The organism is Pseudomonas paralactis, assembly GCF_001439735.1.
Taxonomy (GTDB): domain Bacteria; phylum Pseudomonadota; class Gammaproteobacteria; order Pseudomonadales; family Pseudomonadaceae; genus Aquipseudomonas; species Aquipseudomonas paralactis.
This window is the reverse complement of the sequence record NZ_JYLN01000002.1, coordinates 82,664-102,050: the sequence shown is the minus strand read 5'-3', so window position 1 is coordinate 102,050 and position 19,387 is coordinate 82,664. Positions and strand designations below refer to the sequence as shown.

At 61.2% G+C, this 19,387-nt stretch carries 18 protein-coding genes; 11 read left to right on the top strand and 7 right to left on the bottom strand.

Annotated elements, in window-relative coordinates:
- Window positions 1-2 precede the first annotated feature (2 nt).
- Window positions 3-1,151: an efflux RND transporter periplasmic adaptor subunit gene (locus tag TX23_RS04710; protein WP_057701240.1), complete on the bottom strand. Its 1,149-nt coding sequence runs from the start codon at window positions 1,149-1,151 to the stop codon at window positions 3-5.
- 265 nt (window positions 1,152-1,416) lie between these two features.
- On the opposite strand from TX23_RS04710, the gene TX23_RS04705 reads away from it, so the two are divergent.
- Entirely contained in the window at window positions 1,417-2,049 is a 633-nt protein-coding gene (locus TX23_RS04705; protein WP_005785903.1) for a TetR family transcriptional regulator, read from the top strand.
- Between the two features lie 337 nt (window positions 2,050-2,386).
- On the opposite strand, the gene TX23_RS04700 is transcribed toward TX23_RS04705, so the two are convergent.
- The 3 genes from TX23_RS04700 to TX23_RS04690 are packed head-to-tail and all read right to left on the bottom strand — an operon-like array spanning window position 2,387 to window position 4,965.
- On the bottom strand, window positions 2,387-3,442 hold the full coding sequence (locus TX23_RS04700; RefSeq protein WP_057701239.1) for an alkene reductase: 1,056 nt from the start codon (window positions 3,440-3,442) through the stop codon (window positions 2,387-2,389).
- 27 nt (window positions 3,443-3,469) lie between these two features.
- Window positions 3,470-4,636 (bottom strand): MFS transporter, encoded by a 1,167-nt coding sequence (locus tag TX23_RS04695; protein WP_057701238.1) that lies wholly within the window; start codon window positions 4,634-4,636, stop codon window positions 3,470-3,472.
- A 14-nt stretch (window positions 4,637-4,650) separates the two neighbouring features.
- Complete coding sequence (locus tag TX23_RS04690) at window positions 4,651-4,965, bottom strand: ArsR/SmtB family transcription factor (protein ID WP_032877312.1); 315 nt, start codon at window positions 4,963-4,965, stop codon at window positions 4,651-4,653.
- A gap of 154 nt (window positions 4,966-5,119) precedes the next feature.
- Here TX23_RS04690 and TX23_RS04685 point away from each other — a divergent pair, with 154 nt between their 5' ends.
- Window positions 5,120-5,704, top strand: a complete 585-nt coding sequence (locus TX23_RS04685) for an acyl carrier protein phosphodiesterase (RefSeq protein WP_057701237.1) — start codon at window positions 5,120-5,122, stop codon at window positions 5,702-5,704.
- 45 nt (window positions 5,705-5,749) lie between these two features.
- Here TX23_RS04685 and TX23_RS04680 read toward each other — a convergent pair whose 3' ends face one another.
- Both TX23_RS04680 and olsB read right to left on the bottom strand, forming a co-directional pair.
- Window positions 5,750-6,541, bottom strand: a complete 792-nt coding sequence (locus tag TX23_RS04680) for a lysophospholipid acyltransferase family protein (RefSeq protein ID WP_057701236.1) — start codon at window positions 6,539-6,541, stop codon at window positions 5,750-5,752.
- A complete protein-coding gene (gene olsB, locus TX23_RS04675; protein WP_044272710.1) occupies window positions 6,541-7,296 on the bottom strand; it encodes an L-ornithine N(alpha)-acyltransferase in 756 nt (251 codons plus the stop codon). Before olsB ends, TX23_RS04680 begins: the two co-directional genes overlap by 1 nt.
- Window positions 7,297-7,556: 260 nt before the next feature.
- Here olsB and TX23_RS04670 point away from each other — a divergent pair, with 260 nt between their 5' ends.
- From TX23_RS04670 to TX23_RS04630, 9 genes are all read left to right on the top strand, one after another.
- Complete coding sequence (locus TX23_RS04670; protein WP_157243903.1) at window positions 7,557-8,414, top strand: hypothetical protein; 858 nt, start codon at window positions 7,557-7,559, stop codon at window positions 8,412-8,414.
- A 19-nt stretch (window positions 8,415-8,433) separates the two neighbouring features.
- Window positions 8,434-9,507: a serine hydrolase domain-containing protein gene (locus TX23_RS04665; protein WP_057701234.1), complete on the top strand. Its 1,074-nt coding sequence runs from the start codon at window positions 8,434-8,436 to the stop codon at window positions 9,505-9,507.
- Entirely contained in the window at window positions 9,504-9,818 is a 315-nt protein-coding gene (locus TX23_RS04660) for a hypothetical protein (protein ID WP_057701233.1), read from the top strand. Before TX23_RS04665 ends, TX23_RS04660 begins: the two co-directional genes overlap by 4 nt.
- A gap of 193 nt (window positions 9,819-10,011) precedes the next feature.
- Complete coding sequence (locus tag TX23_RS04655; RefSeq protein ID WP_057701232.1) at window positions 10,012-11,187, top strand: M20 aminoacylase family protein; 1,176 nt, start codon at window positions 10,012-10,014, stop codon at window positions 11,185-11,187.
- A gap of 154 nt (window positions 11,188-11,341) precedes the next feature.
- Entirely contained in the window at window positions 11,342-12,652 is a 1,311-nt protein-coding gene (locus tag TX23_RS04650; RefSeq protein WP_057701231.1) for a citrate-proton symporter, read from the top strand.
- On the top strand, window positions 12,649-14,091 hold the full coding sequence (locus TX23_RS04645; RefSeq protein WP_057701230.1) for an amidase: 1,443 nt from the start codon (window positions 12,649-12,651) through the stop codon (window positions 14,089-14,091). Before TX23_RS04650 ends, TX23_RS04645 begins: the two co-directional genes overlap by 4 nt.
- Before the next feature lie 65 nt (window positions 14,092-14,156).
- Window positions 14,157-14,915 carry a helix-turn-helix domain-containing protein gene (locus TX23_RS04640; protein WP_057701229.1) on the top strand — a complete coding sequence of 253 codons (759 nt, stop codon included), beginning with the start codon at window positions 14,157-14,159 and terminating at the stop codon, window positions 14,913-14,915.
- A gap of 172 nt (window positions 14,916-15,087) precedes the next feature.
- Window positions 15,088-15,669, top strand: coding sequence for a YceI family protein (locus TX23_RS04635; RefSeq protein ID WP_057701228.1), 582 nt, complete (start codon window positions 15,088-15,090; stop codon window positions 15,667-15,669).
- A gap of 1 nt (window position 15,670) precedes the next feature.
- Window positions 15,671-16,828, top strand: a complete 1,158-nt coding sequence (locus TX23_RS04630; RefSeq protein ID WP_057701227.1) for a phospholipase D-like domain-containing protein — start codon at window positions 15,671-15,673, stop codon at window positions 16,826-16,828.
- Between the two features lie 77 nt (window positions 16,829-16,905).
- Here the strand turns inward: TX23_RS04630 and bglX are convergent, their stop codons facing one another.
- A complete protein-coding gene (bglX, locus tag TX23_RS04625; RefSeq protein ID WP_057701226.1) occupies window positions 16,906-19,197 on the bottom strand; it encodes a beta-glucosidase BglX in 2,292 nt (763 codons plus the stop codon).
- Between the last annotated feature and the right edge of the window lie 190 nt (window positions 19,198-19,387).

Sequence of the window (19,387 nt, the reverse complement as noted above, 5' to 3'; positions counted from 1 at the left end):
GATTACTCCCCTTGACCAGCAGCGGCAGCAGGCGCTGCAGCAGTACCGGCGGGTTTGGCGTTGTCGGCGTCCTTGACCTTGACTTCGATACCCGGCTTGATGAATTGCAGGCCTTCGGTGATCACGCGGTCACCGGCGTCCAGGCCTTTTTCCACCAGCCAGTAGGCACCGGCAGTGCGGTTGGCAACCAGTTCGCGTTGCTCGACCTTGTTGTCCTTGTTCACGATCAGCGCCGTCGGAATGCCGCGCAGGTCACGGGTCACGCCTTGTTGCGGAGCGAGAATGGCCTTGCTGTTCACACCCGCTTGCAGCTGTGCGTGCACAAACATGCCTGGCAGCAGCACATGGTCAGGGTTGGGGAACACCGCGCGCAGGGTCACGGAACCGGTGGTCTGGTCGACCGACACTTCGGAGAACTCCAGCTTGCCGTCCTGAGCGTAAGGCGTGCCGTCTTCCAGGGTCAGCTTGACCTTGGCCGCGTTTTCGCCGGCTTTCTCCAACTGACCGCTTTCCAGGTCGCGGCGCAGTTTCAGCATTTCAGCCGAGGACTGCGTAACGTCGACGTAGATCGGGTCCAGTTGCTGAATCACGGCCATCGCATCGGCCTGGCCATTGCTGACCAGTGCGCCTTCGGTCACTGCAGAACGACCAATGCGCCCGGAGATCGGCGCAAACACTTTGGTATAGCGCACGTTGATCTGGGCGGTTTGAACGTTTGCTTCGGCGGTCATGCGGTTGGAGACCGCGGTGTCGTATTCCTGACGGCTGACGGCCTGTTCATCGACCAACTGCTTGTAGCGGTCGCTGATGGACTTGGTCTGGGACAGGCTGGCTTGTGCGCTTTTGAGGGTGGCTTCATACACCGACGGGTCGATCTGGTAGAGCTGCTGCCCTTCCTTCACGTCGGCGCCTTCCTTGAACAGGCGCTTGAGAATGATGCCGTTGACCTGAGGCCGCACTTCCGCGATGCGATAGGCCGTGGTGCGGCCTGGCAACTCGGTAGTCAGGGTGAAGGCTTGCGGTTGAAGGGTGACCACGCCGACCTGAGGGGTTTGAGCGGGCGGTGCCGCTTCTTCCTTTTTACATCCGCTGAGCAGCGATGCCAGGGCGACGGCAGTGACCAGAGCGGTAACAGCTGGCTTAAGTTGCATGAAGATCCTCGGGTCAGGCGCGCAGAGTGCGCACAAGAAGTGTGGAAGGGTAAAAAACAAGCTGTGAGTGGATAAGTAGCTTGCTACGCAATATACTTACGTTCATGGTTGTTTGTAAACTCTTGACAGGCTTGGCGCAATGTTGACAAAGCACTGCCACAAGCCTCGATTCTAGTACGTTCGGCGCCCAAGACGGCGTCGTCCCACAATTATTCAGATGATGGTCAAGTACCATCCACAGTGTCCCGATTGAGGTTTTACTGCCATGGTTCGTCGCACCAAAGAGGAAGCTCAGGAAACGCGCAGCCAGATTCTCCAAGCCGCCGAGCAAGCCTTTTATGAGCGTGGCGTCGCGCGCACTACCCTGGCGGACATCGCCACGCTGGCAGGGGTGACGCGCGGGGCTATCTACTGGCACTTCAGTAACAAGTCCGACTTGCTTCAGGCACTGCTCGACACGTTGCACGAACCCCTGGACGAGCTGGCGCGGGCCAGTGAAAGCGAGGATGAAGCCGACCCGTTGGGCTGTATGCGCAAGCTGCTGATTCATCTCTACCATGAAGTGGCCCTGGACCCGAAAACCCGGCGCATCAACGAGATTCTGTTTCATAAGTGCGAGTTCACCGATGAAATGTGTGACATGCGCCGCCAACGCCAGACCCACACCCTTGAGTGCAACCTGCGCATCGGCTTGACGTTGCGTAACGCGGTCCATCGCGGGCAACTTCCAGCCACGCTGGATACCACCCGCGGGGCTGTGTGTATTCATGCCTTTATCCACGGGTTGATCGGCCAGTGGCTGCTGGTGCCTGACAGTTTTCAATTGCATCAGGACGCCGAGCGCTGGGCTGATATAGGGCTGGACATGCTGCGCCTGAGCCCCAGCCTGCGCAATTGAGACAAAATGCGTAATTGCGACCAGTTGTGTCAACAGTAAAGCCTAAGGATGGTCAATCGTCCTTCTGCCTGATTTGTGGGGGGACTTTATATACGGGCTGGCGGGCAGTTGATAGGTAGTCGGCTAAGTATTTTGTAGCGATATTGTTGCCGTTCTGTGAAGCGATGTTTCCAAGGGGTACATACAGGCACAAATGTGGGAGGGGGACTTGCCCCTGACACTGTAGGAGCGAGCTTGCTCGCGAAAAACGTCAACGATAACGCGTGCTTGCTGAATGAACGCGGCGCCTGTGAGTTTTTCGCGAGCAAGCTCGCTCCTACAGTATTTGCGGATGACGTTAGATCGGCAGCGTCGGGTAGTCGATATAACCCACCGGCCCTTTACCGTAGAAGGTTTCCGGGTGCGCCTGATTCAACGGCGCATCCGCCTTCAAGCGCGCCGGCAGGTCCGGGTTGGCAATGAATGGCACGCCGAAGGCCACCGCATCCGCCTTGCCCGCCGCCAGCCAGGCATTGGCGCTGTCTTTGGTGAAACGTTCGTTAGCAATGTATACACCGCCGAAGGCTTTTTTCAGCTGTGGGCCAAGGCTGTCCGCACCTTCTTTTTCACGCGAGCAGATAAAGGCGATGCCACGCTTGCCCAGTTCGCTGGCGACGTAGGTAAAGGTTTCGGCCAGGTTGGCGTCGCCCATGTCGTGGGAGTCGGCGCGCGGTGCCAGGTGCACACCGACGCGGCCAGCGCCCCAGACTTCGATGGCGGCGTCGGTGACTTCCAGCAGCAGACGCGCACGATTTTCCAGGGAACCACCGTAGTTGTCGGTGCGCTGGTTGGTGCTGCTTTGCAGGAACTGGTCAAGCAGGTAGCCGTTGGCTCCGTGGATTTCCACGCCGTCAAAGCCTGCGGCCTTGGCGTTTTCGGCGCCCACGCGGTAAGCGTCGACGATGTCGGCGATTTCAGCGGTTTCCAGGGCTCGCGGGGTAGGGTAATCGGCCAGTGGCCGCACCAGGCTGACGTGGCCTTTAGGCTGGATCGCGCTTGGCGCTACCGGAGTTTCGCCGTTCAGGTACGACTCGTGGGAGATGCGACCCACGTGCCACAGTTGCAGGAAGATCTTGCCGCCCGCGCCGTGCACGGCTTTGGTGATGTTGGCCCAGCCACGCACCTGGTCGTTGGACCAGATGCCCGGCGTGTCCGGGTAGCCCACGCCCATGGGCGTCACGGAGGTGGCTTCGCTGAGGATCAGCCCGGCGGATGCGCGCTGCACGTAGTACTCGGCCATCAGCGCGTTGGGCACGCGGCCTTCATCTGCACGGCAGCGGGTCAGCGGCGCCATGATGATGCGGTTCGACAGCTCCAGGTCGCCCAGTGTGATCGGATCGAAAATAGTCGTCATGGGAAAACACCTTTGTCTTTAAGTTGATCAGTGGGTCGCGGGGGCCAGGTCGGCATTGCCGCCCTGACGGAAAGTGAGGAGGGTCACGAGCAAGGCGAGGATGGCCAGGACGGCGGCAGCCAGTGGCACGCTGGTCAGGCCGAAGCCGTGGGCAATCACGCTGCCGCCGACCCAGGCGCCGAGGGCGTTGCCGATGTTGAAGGCACCGATGTTCAGGGTGGACACCAGGTTGGGAGCGGCCTTGCCGAAGGTCACCACGTTGATCTGCAACGCCGGTACGGCGGCAAACGAAGCGGTGGCCCACAGGAACAGGGTGATTTCGCTTGGTATCAGCGCAACGCTGGTCCAGCTCAACACCGTGGACACCACCGCCATGCTGATGAATACGCCGATCAGGGTGGCTGCCAGGCGCTTGTCGGCCAGTTTGCCGCCGATGATGTTGCCCAGCGTGAGGCCCAGGCCGATCAACAGCAGGGTCCAGGTCACGCCTTTGGGCGACACACCGGTGACATCACCCAGCAGTGGGGCCACGTAGGTGAAGAGGGTGAACATGGAGGCGGCGAACAGTGCCGTCATGCTCAGCGACAACCAAATGCCGGCGCCCTTGAGGGCCGCGAGTTCGGCGCGCATATCGAGTTTTTCTTCGTCACGTTTGGCGGGCAGGAAGCGGATCAGGCCGATCAGGGCGATCACGCCAATCACGGTCACCGCCCAAAAGGTCGAGCGCCAGCCGGCTTGCTGGCCCAATGCTGTGCCCAACGGTACGCCGAGCACGTTAGCCAGGGTCAACCCGGTGAACATCAAGGCTACCGCCGAAGCGCGTTTATTGGCTGGTACCAGGTTGGCCGCTACCACGGAGCCGATCCCGAAGAAGGCACCGTGGCACAGCGCGGTGACGACGCGGGCGAACATCAGTACGTTGTAGTCACTGGCTATGGCACAAAGCAGGTTGCCGACAATGAAGATGCCCATCAACGCTACCAGGGCGGCCTTGCGTGGCAGCCTGGCGGTGGCCAGTGCCATGAACGGCGCGCCGATGGCCACGCCCAGAGCGTAGCCGGTGACCAGCCAGCCGGCGCCGGGAATCGACACACCCAGGTCCGCCGCGACATCGGGCAGCAGCCCCATGATGACGAACTCAGTGGTGCCGATGGCGAAGGCGCTCAGGGCCAGTATGAGGAGCGAGAGGGGCATTTGCGTTTCCTTGGTTATTGCGGTGCGCTGAGTTCGGTTATGAGCGCCGTGAGGAAGGCTTGGATCGTTTCCTCATTGCGTTTGAAAAAGTGCCATTGCCCGGCCTTCTGGCTACTGATCAACCCCGCTCGTTGCAAAGTCGCCAGGTGCGCCGACACGGTCGACTGGGACAAGCCGCAGCGCTGGTCGATCTGCCCGGCACAGATGCCGTACTCGTGGTTGTGCAGTTGCTCGGGGAATTGCACTTTCGGGTCTTTGAGCCAGGTGAGGATGTCTCGTCGTACTGGGTGCGCCAGGGCTTTTATTATTTCGTCGAGGTCGATGGACATGGCAGGGTGCTCGGTGTCGTAAGCGTTATATCGCGATGAGGCGAACTTTAAATCGTCGCATCCCGATATACCAATATGATTTTGGTCTGAGACCAGTTCGAATCGGTATATCGGGTTATAACGATATGTGTGCGGCAGTGTTAGACTGCGCGACATGAATTATCTCGCACATCTGCACTTGGGCGGCCAACTTCCTGCACAACTGCTGGGCAGCCTTTATGGCGACTTCGTCAAAGGCCGCCTGCAGGGCCAGTTCAGCCCGCAAATCGAAGCGGCGATTCAGCTGCATCGCTCCATCGACCGCTTTACCGATAGCCATCCGTTGGTGGGCGAGGCGTTGTCGCGCTTTAGCCTGACCCGCAGGCGCTATGCCGGGATCGTCCTCGATGTGTTTTTCGACCATTGCCTGGCGCGAGATTGGGCGCTGTATGCCGACCAGCCTCTGGAGCGATTTACCTCGCAGGTGTATCGGGTGCTGGCGGCCGAACCCGCGTTGCCGGGGCGGCTGGCGCAGATTGCGCCGTATATGGCGGCGGATGACTGGTTGGGTTCGTATCGCGAATTTGCGGTGATGGAGCAGGTGTTGCGCGGGATTTCGCGGCGGCTGACTGACCCGCAGGCACTCGGATTTGCGATGCACGAGTTGCGCGAGCTTTATAAGCCGTTAAGTGAAGATTTCCAGGTGTTCTATCCCCAATTGCAGAGATTTGCGCAGATCCAACTGACCACCGATGTCTAAATGTGGGTGGGGGCTTGCTCCCTCCCACATATGACTGTGCCCGCTTTATGCCGCGAACGCAGGTCGAGCAGCCACTTGCTCAGCTTCCGGCACCGGGCCAAACAACGCCTTCTGCACCGCCTGCTGCGCCTGATACGCCAAGGCTGCGCGTTCCTGCCCGGCGCAGGCAATCGGCTTGAGCAGATGAATCTCCACGTCACCCTGTTCGTTGGAAAACAAGCGCATCAAGTGCGACAGCAAATCATCATCGCCAATGAACGGCGCCAGCGGGTCAACCCCACCGTCACGCAGATAACGAATCGCCACCGGTTGCAGCGATACGTCAGCATCGATCGCACTGGCCAGTAAGCGCCCGTGAAAAGTACGCAGGCTGCGCCCGTCGGTGGTGGTGCCCTCGGGGAACATCAGCAGCGGGTGCTGTTGCTCCAGATGCCGGGTCATCTGCTTGCGGATCAACTGGCTGTCACCTGCCCCGCGACGAATGAACAGGCTGCCGGCCTTGGCCGCCAACCAGCCAGCCACGGGCCAGGTGCGCACCTCGGCCTTGGACAAAAACGACAGCGGCGTAACCATGCCCAACAGTGGAATGTCGGTCCAGGACACGTGATTGCTCACCCACAACATCGGTGCTTGCGGCAGCTCACCGTGCACCGTTACGCGAAAGGGCAGGGCGTTGGTCAGTCGCGCCATAAAGAACCGCGACCAACGCTGTCGCCGCACCATCGAGTTGGCCACACCCAGACGCTCGAACAGGCCAAACACACTGGCCATGCTCAACCCCAGCGCCACCACCATCAGCACGCGGGCGATGCGCCCGTAGACGCGCAGGCGGTTCATCACATCGCCGCCTTGAAGTGCCGGGCATACCGTGGGCACAACTCATCGCGCTTGAGCAGGATGAATACATCGGCCACCTGGAAATCTTCATCCCAGCACGGCTCGCCGCAGATCTTCGCGCCCAGGCGCATATAGGCTTTGAGCAGCGGTGGCATTTCAGCGATGACGTTGGACGGCAAGTCCAGGGCCGGCAATGGTTTTTTCGGTTCGGCGCGCAGGTGTTCGTTGCACAGGTAGCGTTCGCGCAAACGCTGCATGATTGCGTGAGCCTGGATGCCGCCATCGTGCATCGGGATGCTCGCGCAGCCCATCAGGTAGCTGTAGCCGCCCTGGTTGAGCACTTCGGCCAACTCGCCCCAGAGCACCGCGATGGTGCCGCCGTTGCGGTAGGCCGGGTCGACGCAGGTGCGGCCGATTTCCAGGATCGGGCCCTGCAAGTGCAGCAGGCCATGCAGGCTGAATTCTTCTTCGCTGTAGAACCGGCCCAGGGTGCTGGCGGCCTGGTGGTCGAGTAAACGGGTGGTGGCGACGAGTCGACCGCTGTTCAAGTCCCGCACGCCGATGTGGCTGCAGTGAACATCATAGTCATCCATGTCCAGGCCCAGTTCCGCGCCTTTCAGCTTGGCGTTGAACTCGCCGCTGAACACGTTGAACCGCAGGGCCTGGGCTTCCTGCAAAGCCTTGGCGCCCACCAGGCGTTCGGCTTGCAGACGGCGTTCATTGCCTTTGTCGCTGATGCGGGCGATCTGAGTCATAGCGAGTCTCCGGGTGCCGGCCAGGTTGCGGCCAGTCGACTTTGTTGTCCAAAGTCAGGCTATGTAGCCTCGGTGTCATCTCCATGAAGTTACGGTGACGGTTGGATGACAGGCCAGCGGGATAGGGAGGGCAATGTCGCCTCATTCTTTCTCGGCAGCAGAAGGTTGAGGCCCTATAGGCCAAGTGGAACCTGATTAGCGTTCGGGCCACAAAAGGTAGACAAACCTATTAACGCGACCCTGCGACATTGGGAGCATGCATGGCTGTTTCACCTATCAGCTCAAATTCGATCGCTGGATGGAATTACCAGCCCGCGCCAGCCTTGGTGCAGTGGCCTATCGAAGGCTTCACCGGTATTCGTAGCAAAGACGGGCGCACCTATGGGCGCACCATCGGCGTACAGCCGAACTGGCGGGCGGCACCTCATTACCAGTACAAACCGGTAAATGCCCACCCTGGGCAAAAGCCTGGGAACATCTGGGGCGGATTCAGTCAGTGGAGCCGCGATAACTGCACCATCGTGGCGGTTATCAAGATGGCGATGATGCAGTTCGGCGAAAAACCTACGGATATTTTCAAAAAAGTACGTGAAACCCGGCATGGCTATCTGATTACCCTGCGAAATGGTGATACCACTTCGCTGAGCAAGGCTGAGGTGAAACAAGCAGCAGAGGCGGCAAAGCTCAAGTGCCAGAACATTCAGACCGCTATCTATGCCAACTTTATCGTGGCCGTTGCGGCAAAGCGTTTTCAGGAGCAAAGCCATGCCAGTGGGGCGGGAGACTACGCTCGCGCGCTGGATATCTTGAACAATGGCGGCAGTATCGAGTACGCCTTCAAACGGTTGGGCTTGTGGGAGCAGGTCGAGCAAGTGCCTCCCGAGGAACTGGCAAAGGGGCGCCTGGGGGTATTTCAATCTGGCAGTCACGTTTCGGTTTCTGTTGATGGCAACGAGGAGCGCTGGGGCAAGCGGGGCGGGGCGACACCTACGGGAGCCCAGGTTTACGAGGCCTACGGGTTCAAAAAACCTGCTGGGCAGTCACAGGGCGTTAACGCAAGCAGCAAGGTGGTGGCGTCGCCAAACCGTCATTTGTCTCGGCTAGGCTGGCGGGCTTGAATGCGCTGAGTGATCCTTTATGGTCAAACGTTTGTTGTGCGCTGCCTTGCTGGTTTTAACCACTGATGCCTGCGCCGAACAATGGCCGGCGACAGAGTGGGCCTATGGTCCGCAATTGGCGGGCCCGGCTGTTAAAGCGCTGGAAGATTTTGCTTTTGCACCGCGCAATGATGAAACGCGCGAAGGCATCCGCACCGACGCGCTGCTGGTGATTCGCGATGGCGAAATCATCTATGAGCGCTACGCCGCCCCTACCACCGCCAGCACGCCGCACCTGACCTGGTCGGTGAGCAAAAGCCTGATGGCCACCGTGCTGGGCGTAGCCTACGGTGAGGGCCGTTTCAAACTCACCGACCCGGCCGCACGCTTCTATCCGCCGATGAAACAGCACCCCAAGGTAAGCATGGCCGACTTGCTGCACTGGGCTTCGGGGCTGGATTGGCAGGAGGACTATGAATACGCCCCGTTGAAGTCTTCTGTGGTGGCGATGCTCTACACCCGGGGCCGCGCCGACATGGCGCAATTTGCCGCCGATACCAAGGCCGCCGCCGAACCCGGCCAGGCGTTCCGGTATTCCAGTGGCGACAGCAATATTCTGTCCGCTGTGCTTAAAGGGATGCTGGGTCACAAGGCATACATGAGCTATCCGTGGGATGCGTTGTTCAAGCCGTTGGGCATTCGCACCGCGACGTGGGAAACCGATGCCGACGAAACCTTTGTCGCCTCGTCCTATGCCTACCTCACCGCCCGTGATCTGGCGCGGGTCGGGCTACTGATGGAACGGGATGGGCGTTGGGGCGAGCAACAGTTGCTGCCCAAAGAGTGGGTGGCTTTCAATCGGCAGCCTTTCGATAAATTCCAGGCGGGCCAGGATGAAGCGGTACCGGGCGGGCACTGGTGGCTCAACAAGGGCACGCCCCAACCCTGGCCCGACGCGCCGGCCGACACCTTCGCTGCACTTGGGCACTGGGGCCAGGCACTGTTTGTGCTGCCCGGCGAACACCTGGTCATCGTGCGTTATGGCGATGATCGCGATGGCAGTTATCGGCATAACGAACTGCTCAAACGCGTGCTGGCGGCGGTGCGGTCATGATTCGCCGTCGGGTGGTTACCCGCTTTTTTCTACTGCTGTTGCTTGGCCTGTTGGGCTGGATGTGGCATGAGCGCGTCAACCTGCAAGCCTTCCCCGACATCATCGCAGCGTACACCGCCAAGGAGTATTGCTCGTGCCGGTACGTGGAGAACAACCCGGCGTCGTATTGCCTGGGGTATGTGAAGCAATACGTGCCCATCAGTGCGTTTATCGACACGCCGGAGCGCAGTGAAGTGACGGCGAGTGGTTTGGGGCGCACACATACGGCAAGGTGGCTGGGCAACCGCCAAGGCTGTCGCCTGACTCCCTGACACACTCACTCCTCTGTGGGAGCAGGCAAGCCAGTTCCCCCATTTGGATCCTCTGCTGGGCTCACGGAAAAAGGCTCGGCCCTGAGGTTCCACAGAGTGGAACCACCTTTGATTGTCCTCACGCGCACATCGCGCTTAGCTGTCGATGTGTCACCAACAAGAACGGGACCACCCGCCTGTGAGGAGAATCACCATGCGCCCCCACCAGCATATTCTGGATTGGCTCAGCGACGTCGCCAGCGACTTGCACGCTGTGCGTCACGACATCCACGCCCATCCTGAACTCGGCTTTGAAGAGAACCGCACGTCAGCGCTGGTCGCACAGTCACTTAAGGAGTGGGGTTACGAGGTACACACCGGCATCGGCAAGACCGGCGTGGTCGGTGTGTTGCGCAACGGCAGCAGCCCACGCACCCTGGGCATTCGTGCCGACATGGACGCCTTGCCCATCATCGAAAACACCGGTGCTTCCTACACCAGCCAGCACGCCGGTTGCATGCACGCTTGCGGGCATGACGGTCACACCACCATGTTGCTGGGCGCTGCACGCTACCTGGCGGCGACGCGGCAATTTGACGGTACCTTGAACCTGATTTTTCAGCCTGCTGAAGAAGGCCAGGGCGGTGCCGAGGCGATGTTGGCGGACGGTTTGCTGGAGCGTTTTCCCTGTGATGGGCTGTTCGGCATGCACAATATGCCGGGCTTGCCGGCGGGGCATCTGGGCTTGCGAGTTGGCCCGATGATGGCGTCCCAGGACTTGCTCACCGTGACCCTCGAAGGCGTCGGCGGCCACGGTTCCATGCCGCACCTTACCGTTGATCCACTGGTGGCGGCGGCCAGCATGGTCATGGCTTTGCAGACAGTAGTCGCGCGCAATATCGACACCCAGGAAGCCGCCGTTGTCACAGTCGGCGCGCTGCAAGCCGGCCAAGCCGCCAATGTGATTCCCCAGCAAGCCTTACTGCGCCTGAGCCTGCGCGCGCTCAACCCCAAGGTGCGCGAACACATGCTGGAACGGGTCAACGCGATCATCCAGACCCAGGCCGCCAGCTTCGGCTGCTCCGTGCAGATCGAACACCGCCCGGCCTATCCCGTGCTGGTCAACCATGCCGAAGAAACCGAGTTTGCCCGACAGGTCGGTGTGGCCTTGCTCGGTGCTGACGCGGTGGACGGCAACACCCGCACGCTGATGGGCAGCGAAGACTTCGCCTGGATGCTGCAGCGCTGCCCCGGCAGTTACCTGTTTATCGGCAACGGCGTGTCGCGGCCGATGGTGCACAACCCCGCCTATGACTTCAACGACGACATCCTGCTGACCGGCGCAGCCTACTGGGGCGCGCTGGCCGAGAGCTGGCTCAAACCCTTGTAGGAGCGAGCTTGCTCGCGAAAAACCCACAGGCGACACGGGCTCCCTGAAAGCGCTGCGTCATCGTTGACGATTTTCGCGAGCAAGCTCGCTCCTACAGCAACGCCTTTTTCTGCCGCTGGACCCTTTCCCTGATCGGTTGAACGGAGTGATCCTCATGCAGACTGCAAAATCTGGTGTTTCGCGCACCCGCCAAGTGGTGGCGGCGGTGATCGGCAACGCGTTGGAATGGTATGACTTCATCGTCTACGGCTTTCTCGCCAGCATCATCGCCCGGCAGTTCTTCCCCTCGGAAGACGAATACGCATCGCTGCTGATGGCCCTGGCCACCTTTGGCGTGGGCTTTTTCATGCGTCCGGTGGGCGGCATCCTGTTGGGTATTTATGCCGACCGCAAAGGCCGCAAAGCCGCGATGCAGTTGATTATCCGGCTGATGACCGTGTCTATCGCGCTGATCGCCTTCGCGCCGAACTACGCCGCGATCGGCATGGGTGCACCGTTGCTGATTGTGGTGGCGCGGATGCTTCAGGGCTTTGCCACCGGCGGTGAATATGCCAGCGCCACGGCCTTTTTGGTGGAGAGCGCCCCGGCCCATCGCAAGGGTTTGTATGGTTCCTGGCAATTGGTAGGGCAGTGCCTGGCGGTATTTGGTGGCGCGGCGATGGTGGCGCTGGTCACGCACTTCTTCTCTCCCGCAACCCTCGACCTGTGGGGCTGGCGCCTGCCGTTTGTGCTGGGCTTGCTGATCGGCCCGGTGGGGTTGTGGATTCGGCGGCACATGGAAGACCCGGAAGAGTTTATCCAGGCGCGTAAAAATGCCAGCGGCCCGGCGCCGAGCCTGATGCAGGTGCTGCGTGAGCATCGGCGCAGCATCCTGGTGTCGATGGGCCTGGCCTGCGGCGCGACGGTGTCGTTCTACGTGGTGCTGGTGAACATGCCGACCTTCGCCCACAAGAACCTCGGCCTGCCGCTGGACCAGGTACTGATGGTGCAGATGTTTGCGGTGGCGCTGATGACGGTGGTGATCCCGTTGTCCGGTTTGCTCTCGGATCGCCTGGGGCGGCGACCGGTGTTGATGGCCTTCACCCTGGCATTCTTCGTAATGGTCTACCCGCTATATGTGTGGGTGGCTGCCGCGCCGTCCATCGAGCGTTTGCTGGTGATGCAGGTGATGCTGTGCACGGCCATTGGCGGGTTCTTCGGCCCGGCGCCGACGGCATTGGCCGAGCAGTTTCCCATCGAGGTGCGCTCGACCGGCGTATCGGTGGCGTATAACGTGGCGGTGATGGTGTTCGGCGGTTTTGCGCCGTTGATCGTCACTTGGCTGAGCAAGGTACTGGGCACCCCGGTGGCGCCGTCCTTCTATGTATTGTTCGCGTGCGTGCTGACGCTGCTCGGCACCTACTGCATGCGCGAGGCTCCGCGGGCGAGCAAGCCGCTGCCGTTTTCCAGAGAGGTGAAGCCTTGAGTATTGTCGATTGGGATGCCACGCAACTGTCACAGGCGATTCATGGGCGGCAGGTGTCGTGCGAAGAGGTGATGCAGGCGTACCTGGCGCAGATCCAGCGTTTCAATCCCCGTGTGAATGCACTGGTGTCGTTGCGCGACAGCGACGCTGTGCTGGCTGAGGCCAGGGCCTGCGATCATGAGCTGGACCAGGGCCAATCCCGCGGCTGGATGCATGGCATGCCCCAGGCCATCAAGGACCTGGCGGCGACCCAAGGCTTGCGCACCACCTTGGGCTCGCCGCTGTTCGCCGAGCATGTACCGAACGAAGATGCCATCAGCGTGGCGCGAGTGCGGGCCAGTGGCGCGATCATCATCGGCAAGACCAACGTGCCGGAGTTCGGCCTGGGCTCTCACACCTACAACACGCTGTTTGGCACCACCGGCAATGCCTATGACCCACGCCTGGCGGCGGGTGGCAGCAGTGGCGGAGCGGCGGTGGCCCTGGCGCTGCGGATGTTGCCGGTGGCCGACGGCAGCGACATGATGGGCTCGCTGCGTAACCCGGCGGCGTTCAATAACGTGTTCGGCTTGCGCCCGTCCCAGGGCCGTGTGCCCCACGGGCCGATGCCGGAGCTGTTCGTGCAGCAACTGGGCACCGAAGGCCCGATGGGGCGCAGCGTAACGGATGTGGCGCGTCTGCTGAGCATTCAGTCCGGTTACGACCCCCGGGCGCCGTTGTCATCCCGAGACGATCCCGCTGTGCTGGGCCAGCCGTTGCAACGCGACTTCAACGGCGTGCGCCTCGGTTGGCTGGGTGACTACAACGGTTATCTGCCGATGGAAGACGGCCTGATGAGCCTGTGCGAAACGGCGCTGGGTGACTTCGCCGAGCTTGGCTGCGGAGTAGAAAGCTGCCAGCCGGAATTTTCAATGGCGCGTCTGTGGCGCTGCTGGCTGGTACACCGCCATTGGCTGGTGCACGGCAACCTCGGCGCGGCCTATGCCAACCCCAGGAAACGCGCGCTGCTCAAGCCTGAAGCGCAATGGGAAGTGGAGGGCGGCCAGGGCCTGAGTGCCCAGCAGGTGTACCAGGCGTCGGTGGATCGCAGCGAGTGGTATCGGGCCCTGGCCAAGTTGTTTGAACGTTACGATTTTCTGCTGTTGCCCACCGCCCAAGTGTTCCCTTTCGATGCACAACAGCCTTGTCCACGCCTCGTTGGCGGGCGTGAAATGGACACCTATCACCGCTGGATGGAGGTGGTGATCGGTCCGACACTCGCCGGTTTGCCGAGCATGAGCATCCCGGTGGGCTTCAACCCCCAGGGCTTGCCCATGGGCCTGCAAATCATCGGCCCGGCCCAGGCCGACCGAGCCGTGCTGCAATTGGCCTATGCCCATGAACAGCTGACCCAATGGGTGCAGCGCCGGCCGCCGGCGTGCCTGGCAACCGCCGGCTGAACCGTGACCGGGCCTGTATCTTGCTGTGTAAAAAAGATCATCCACCGGCAACAGGGAGATCGAACATGGAGACAGGCACGGTACGCTCGGTTGAGCGCGCACTGGCAATCGTCGAGTTGCTGGGCGAGCACCAGGCGCTGGGGCTGGAAGAACTGCACTACCTCACGCAGCTGCCCAAGGCCACGGTGTCGCGCATGTTGCTGACCTTGCAGGAACAGGGTTGGGTCTACCGCGGCCTGAGCGATCGGCGTTACCGCCTGCGTGCCCGGCGTTTGTTTGGCGATACCCAGCAACGCTTCAAGCGCCAGGTGGTGGAAAGCGCTGCGCCGTGGTTGGTGGAGCTCAGCGAACGTACCGGCTTGGTGGTGGACTTGTCCTGCTTCGACGGCGAGCGCCTGGAGGTCATGGAAAGCGCGATTCCCGGTGTGCTGCGCAAGCTTTACCCGAACAATTGCCAGATCGTCGGGCAGTATGCCAGCCTGTTTCACTCGGCGATGGGCAAGGCCTGCCTGACGCAACTGCCCCGTGATGAAGTGCAACGCCTGGCGGGCCGCGACCGGGTGGCCGCCGATGAGCAATACCATGCATGCGAGCACACCCAGCACCAGGGGTTCGGCCAGCGTACCGAGGGCTATTGGGAATACCCGGTGCGTTTGCCGTTTCTGATCCGTGCCGTGGCCTTGCCGGTGCGCGCCAATGGTCGGTTGGTGGGGAGCATGGCGCTGCATTGGCCAATGCATCAGTCGCCGGTGGAGCGAGTGTTGAATTTGCATATGGGCAGCCTTGAACAGGCGGTGTGCGAAGTGCAGCGAACGCTGGATTAAAAACACCGCAAAACCCTGTGGGAGCTGGCTTGCCTGCGATGACGGTGTGCCAGGCGAGAAATGGTTGACTGATACACCGCCATCGCAGGCAAGCCAGCTCCCACATTTGAATTTGCGCCGGTTGTGAGATTGCGCTTAAGGTTCGTCCAGGTTTTTTGCCCCATGAGTATATATGTTCAATGTCAAACCCCTGGTCTTCGCCCTGCTGACCTGTGCCACCGTGCCTGCCCACGCCGACTGGTATCTGGACAACGAATCCTCGCGCCTGTCTTTCGTCACCACCAAAAACACCGAGATTGCCGAAGTCCATCGCTTCCTGGTGTTGCACGGCAAAGTCGACGCCAAGGGCGCGGCGCAGTTGCAAGTGGAGATGGAGTCGATCAACAGCGGCATCCCGCTGCGCGACGAGCGCATGCGTAAAGAGCTGTTCCAGATCAAGGCTTTTCCCGACGCGCTGATCAGCGCCCAGATCAATCTGCAGCCCATCAACGACCTGGCGTCCGGCGCGCAGCTGGAGCTGCGCCTGCCGCTGAGCGTCGCCCTGCACGGCAAGACCCAAACCTACAGCGCCGAGTTGCTCGCTACGCGCCTGGATGAACGACGTTTTCAGGTGGTGACCCTGGAACCGGTGGTGCTGCACGCCGAGGACTTCGATCTCGCGCCGGGTGTGGCGGCCTTGCGCAAGGCGGCGGGGCTCAAGTCAATCAGTTTGTCGGTGCCGGTAGGTGCGGTACTGATCTTCACGGCGCGCTGACATGAGTGGCGCAGTGTTCCCGTGGCGCAGCGCCAATCAATTCGAACTGCTGATCGACGGGCCGAGTTTCTTCCCGCAGATGCTGGTGGGCATCGCGCGGGCCGAGCAGCAGGTGGATCTTGAGCTGTATCTGGTCGAAGCCGGCGCCTGTGCCGACGCGATGGTGCAGGCGCTGGTGCTGGCCGCCGAGCGCGGGGTGCAGGTGCGCTGCCTGTTCGATGATTACGGCAGCCTGGCGTTTACCCTCGGGCTGCGCAAGCGCTTGACCGATGCCGGCGTGCAGCTGCGCTTTTACAACCGCCTGAATTGGCGGCGCTGGATGCGCAACCTGTATCGCGATCACCGCAAGTTGTTGCTGATTGATCAGTGTGTCGCCGTGGTCGGCGGCACGGGCGTCACCGATGAATTCTGGACGCCGGGGCAAGACACTGCCGACTGGCATGAAGTCATGGTACAGATCAGCGGCCCGCTGGTGCTGGACTGGCAGGCCCTGTTCGACCGGCAATGGCACGCTAACGCCGCGCGCCGTGAATGGAAACCGGCGACCCATTTCGGTTTGCCACGCTTGCCCAAAGTGCCCGCCACCGGGCCGGGGCTGGGGCGCGTGGCGTATGCCGACGCGCGTCAGCATCGCGATATCCTGCAATCGTTGATTCGCGCCTTGAACAGCAGCAAAGGGCGTATCTGGCTGGCGACCCCGTACTTCCTGCCAACCTGGAGCGTGCGCCGCGCCTTGCGCCGGGCGGCAGGGCGCGGTGTGGATGTGCGCTTGCTGCTCACTGGCCCCCGTACCGATCATCCGTCGGTGCGCTATGCCGGGCACCGTTATTACCCGCGTCTGCTGCGCTCAGGCGTGCAGATCTTTGAATATCAGCCGTGCTTTTTGCACCTGAAGATGGTGCTGGTAGACGATTGGGTCAGCATTGGCTCGTGCAATTTCGACCACTGGAATTTGCGCTTCAACCTGGAAGCCAATCTTGAAGCGCTGGACCCGGGATTGACGGCGGCGGTGGTGAGCAGTTTCGAAGCGGACTTTGCCCAAAGCCAGGTGGTGAGCCTGGAGGCCTGGAAGGCGCGGCCATTGTGGCGGCGCGTGAAGCAGCGGGTATGGGGGTGGATTGATCGGTTGGTGGTCAATCTGCTCGACCGGCGCGGCTAGTCGCATCACTCAATCAAATGTGGGAGCTGGCTCCCACAAAAGCCAGCTCCCACAGCGACCGTGTTTACAGCTTCAGATCAGAGCAGCTCGAAGGTCTGCTGCTGCACATCCTGGGAATCCAACCCGATCTGCACATTGAACTCACCCGGTTCCGCCGCAAATTTGAGCTGGGCGTTGTAGAACTTCAAGTCGTCCTCGGTGATGGTGAAGTGCAGCGTGCGCGCTTCGCCGGCCTTGAGCATGACCTTCTGGAAGTTCTTCAGCTCCTTGATCGGGCGGATCATCGAACCGGCCACGTCCTGGATATACAACTGCACAACCGTTTCGCCATCGACCTTGCCAGTGTTCTTCACGGTGACGCTGGCGTCGAGCTTGCCGGTCTTGTTCAGCGTGGTGGACGACAGCGCCATGTCCGACAGGCTGAACTGCGTGTAGCTCAGGCCATAACCAAAGGGAAACAGGGGACCAGTGGTGTCATCGAAGTACTGCGAAGTGTAGTTGCCCGGCTTGCCTGGGGTGAACGGTCGGCCAATGGTCAGGTGGTTGTAGTAGGTCGGAATCTGCCCCACCGAACGCGGGAAAGTGATCGGCAGCTTGCCCGACGGGTTGTAGTCACCGAACAGCACGTCGGCGATGGCGTTGCCGCCTTCGGTACCTGCGAACCAGGTTTCCAGGATCGCGTCAGCCTGTTGGTTCTCTTCGAGAATCGACAGCGGACGGCCGTTCATCAGCACCAGCACCAGCGGTTTGCCGGTGGCTTTGAGGGCCTTGATCAAGTCGCGCTGGCTTTGCGGGATGTTCAGGTCGGTACGGCTCGACGACTCGTGGGACATGCCACGGGATTCGCCCACGGCCGCGACGATGACATCGGCGTTCTTCGCCGCGCTCACCGCTTCGTCGATCAATACCTGGGCAGGGCGCGGGTCATCTACCACTTCCGGAGCATCAAAGTTGAGGAAGTTAAGGTAGTCGAGCACCGCCTTGTCGCCGGTGATGTTGGCGCCACGGGCATAGATCACTTTGCCTTTTTCGCCGATCACGGCGTTCATGCCGTCGAGCAGGGTCACCGACTGCGCAGGCCGGCCGGCAGCCGCCCAACTGCCCATCATGTCGATCGGGGCCTTGGCCAGCGGGCCGACCAGAGCGATGGTTGCGGATTTTTTCAGCGGCAGGGTGTCGTTGTGGTTTTTCAGCAATACCAGGCTGCGGCGCGCAATGTCGCGGGCCTCGGCACGGTGCAGGCGGCTGTCGGCGTAGGTGTCGGCCGGGTCATCCTCGGCCTTGCCGATGCGCAGGTACGGGTCCTTGAACAGGCCCATGTCGTACTTGGCGCCGAGGACTTCGCGCACGGCGTTGTCGATGTCACTCTGCTGGATCTCGCCGGACTTGAGCAGCCCAGGCAGCTCCTTGCCATACAGCGAGTCGTTCATGCTCATGTCGATGCCGGCCTTAATCGCCAGCTTGGCCGCTTCACGCCCGTCCTTGGCCACGCCGTGCTTGATCAGCTCGAAGATCGCGCCGTGGTCGCTGACGGTCAGGCCCTTGAAGCCCCAGTCCTTGCGCAGCAAGTCGTTCATCAGCCAGGTGTTGGCGGTGGCGGGTACGCCGTTGATCGAGTTCAGCGCCACCATTACGCCGCCTGAGCCGGCCTTGATCGCTGCGTGATAGGGCGGCAGGTAGTCCTGGTACATCTTGACCGGGCTCATGTCGACCACGTTGTAGTCGCGCCCGCCTTCCACCGCGCCATAGAGGGCAAAGTGCTTGACGCTGGCCATGAGGCTGTCGGCATTCGCGGGGCTGGTGCCCTGGAACGCCTTGACCATGACTTCGGCAATGCGCGAGACCAGGTAGGTGTCTTCACCGAAACCTTCGGAGGTGCGGCCCCAGCGCGGGTCGCGCGAGATATCCACCATCGGTGCGAAGGTGATGTCGAGGCTGTCGGCGGCGGCTTCCTGGGCGGCGATGCGCCCGGAGCGGCCGATGGCGTCCATGTCCCAGCTGGAGGCCAGGGCCAGGCTGATCGGGAAAATGGTGCGGTGGCCGTGGATCACGTCATAGGCGAAGAACATCGGGATCTTCAAGCGGCTGCGCATGGCCGCGTCCTGCATCGGACGGTTTTCGGGGCGGGTGATGGAATTGAAGGTGCCTCCGATGCGGCCGGCGGCGATTTCCTTGCGGATCAGCTCGCGGGGCATTTCCGGGCCGATGCTGATCAGGCGCAATTGGCCGATCTTTTCGTCCAGGGTCATTTGCTTGAGCAGCTCGCTGACGAAGGCGTCCTTGTCTTTAAGCACAGCAGGCTTCGTTTCTGCCCAGACGGGGTGGGTGGCCAGCGTGGCAACAAGGCCGAGCAAACACAGCTTTTTCATGAATATCCTTTTTCGGCTACTGCGCAGCATTAAATGCATGCTGTCGGCCAAAATGTGGGAAACGTCTATTGTTGTTCGGGTGTTGTTCAGATAAATGCAGCACACTCTGAACTCTTTTTCGCGCTGGGCATCTTTGTAGCTGATTGGCTCGATGCATTCCAGTGGTGGCGGATTATGCCCCAAGCGCGTG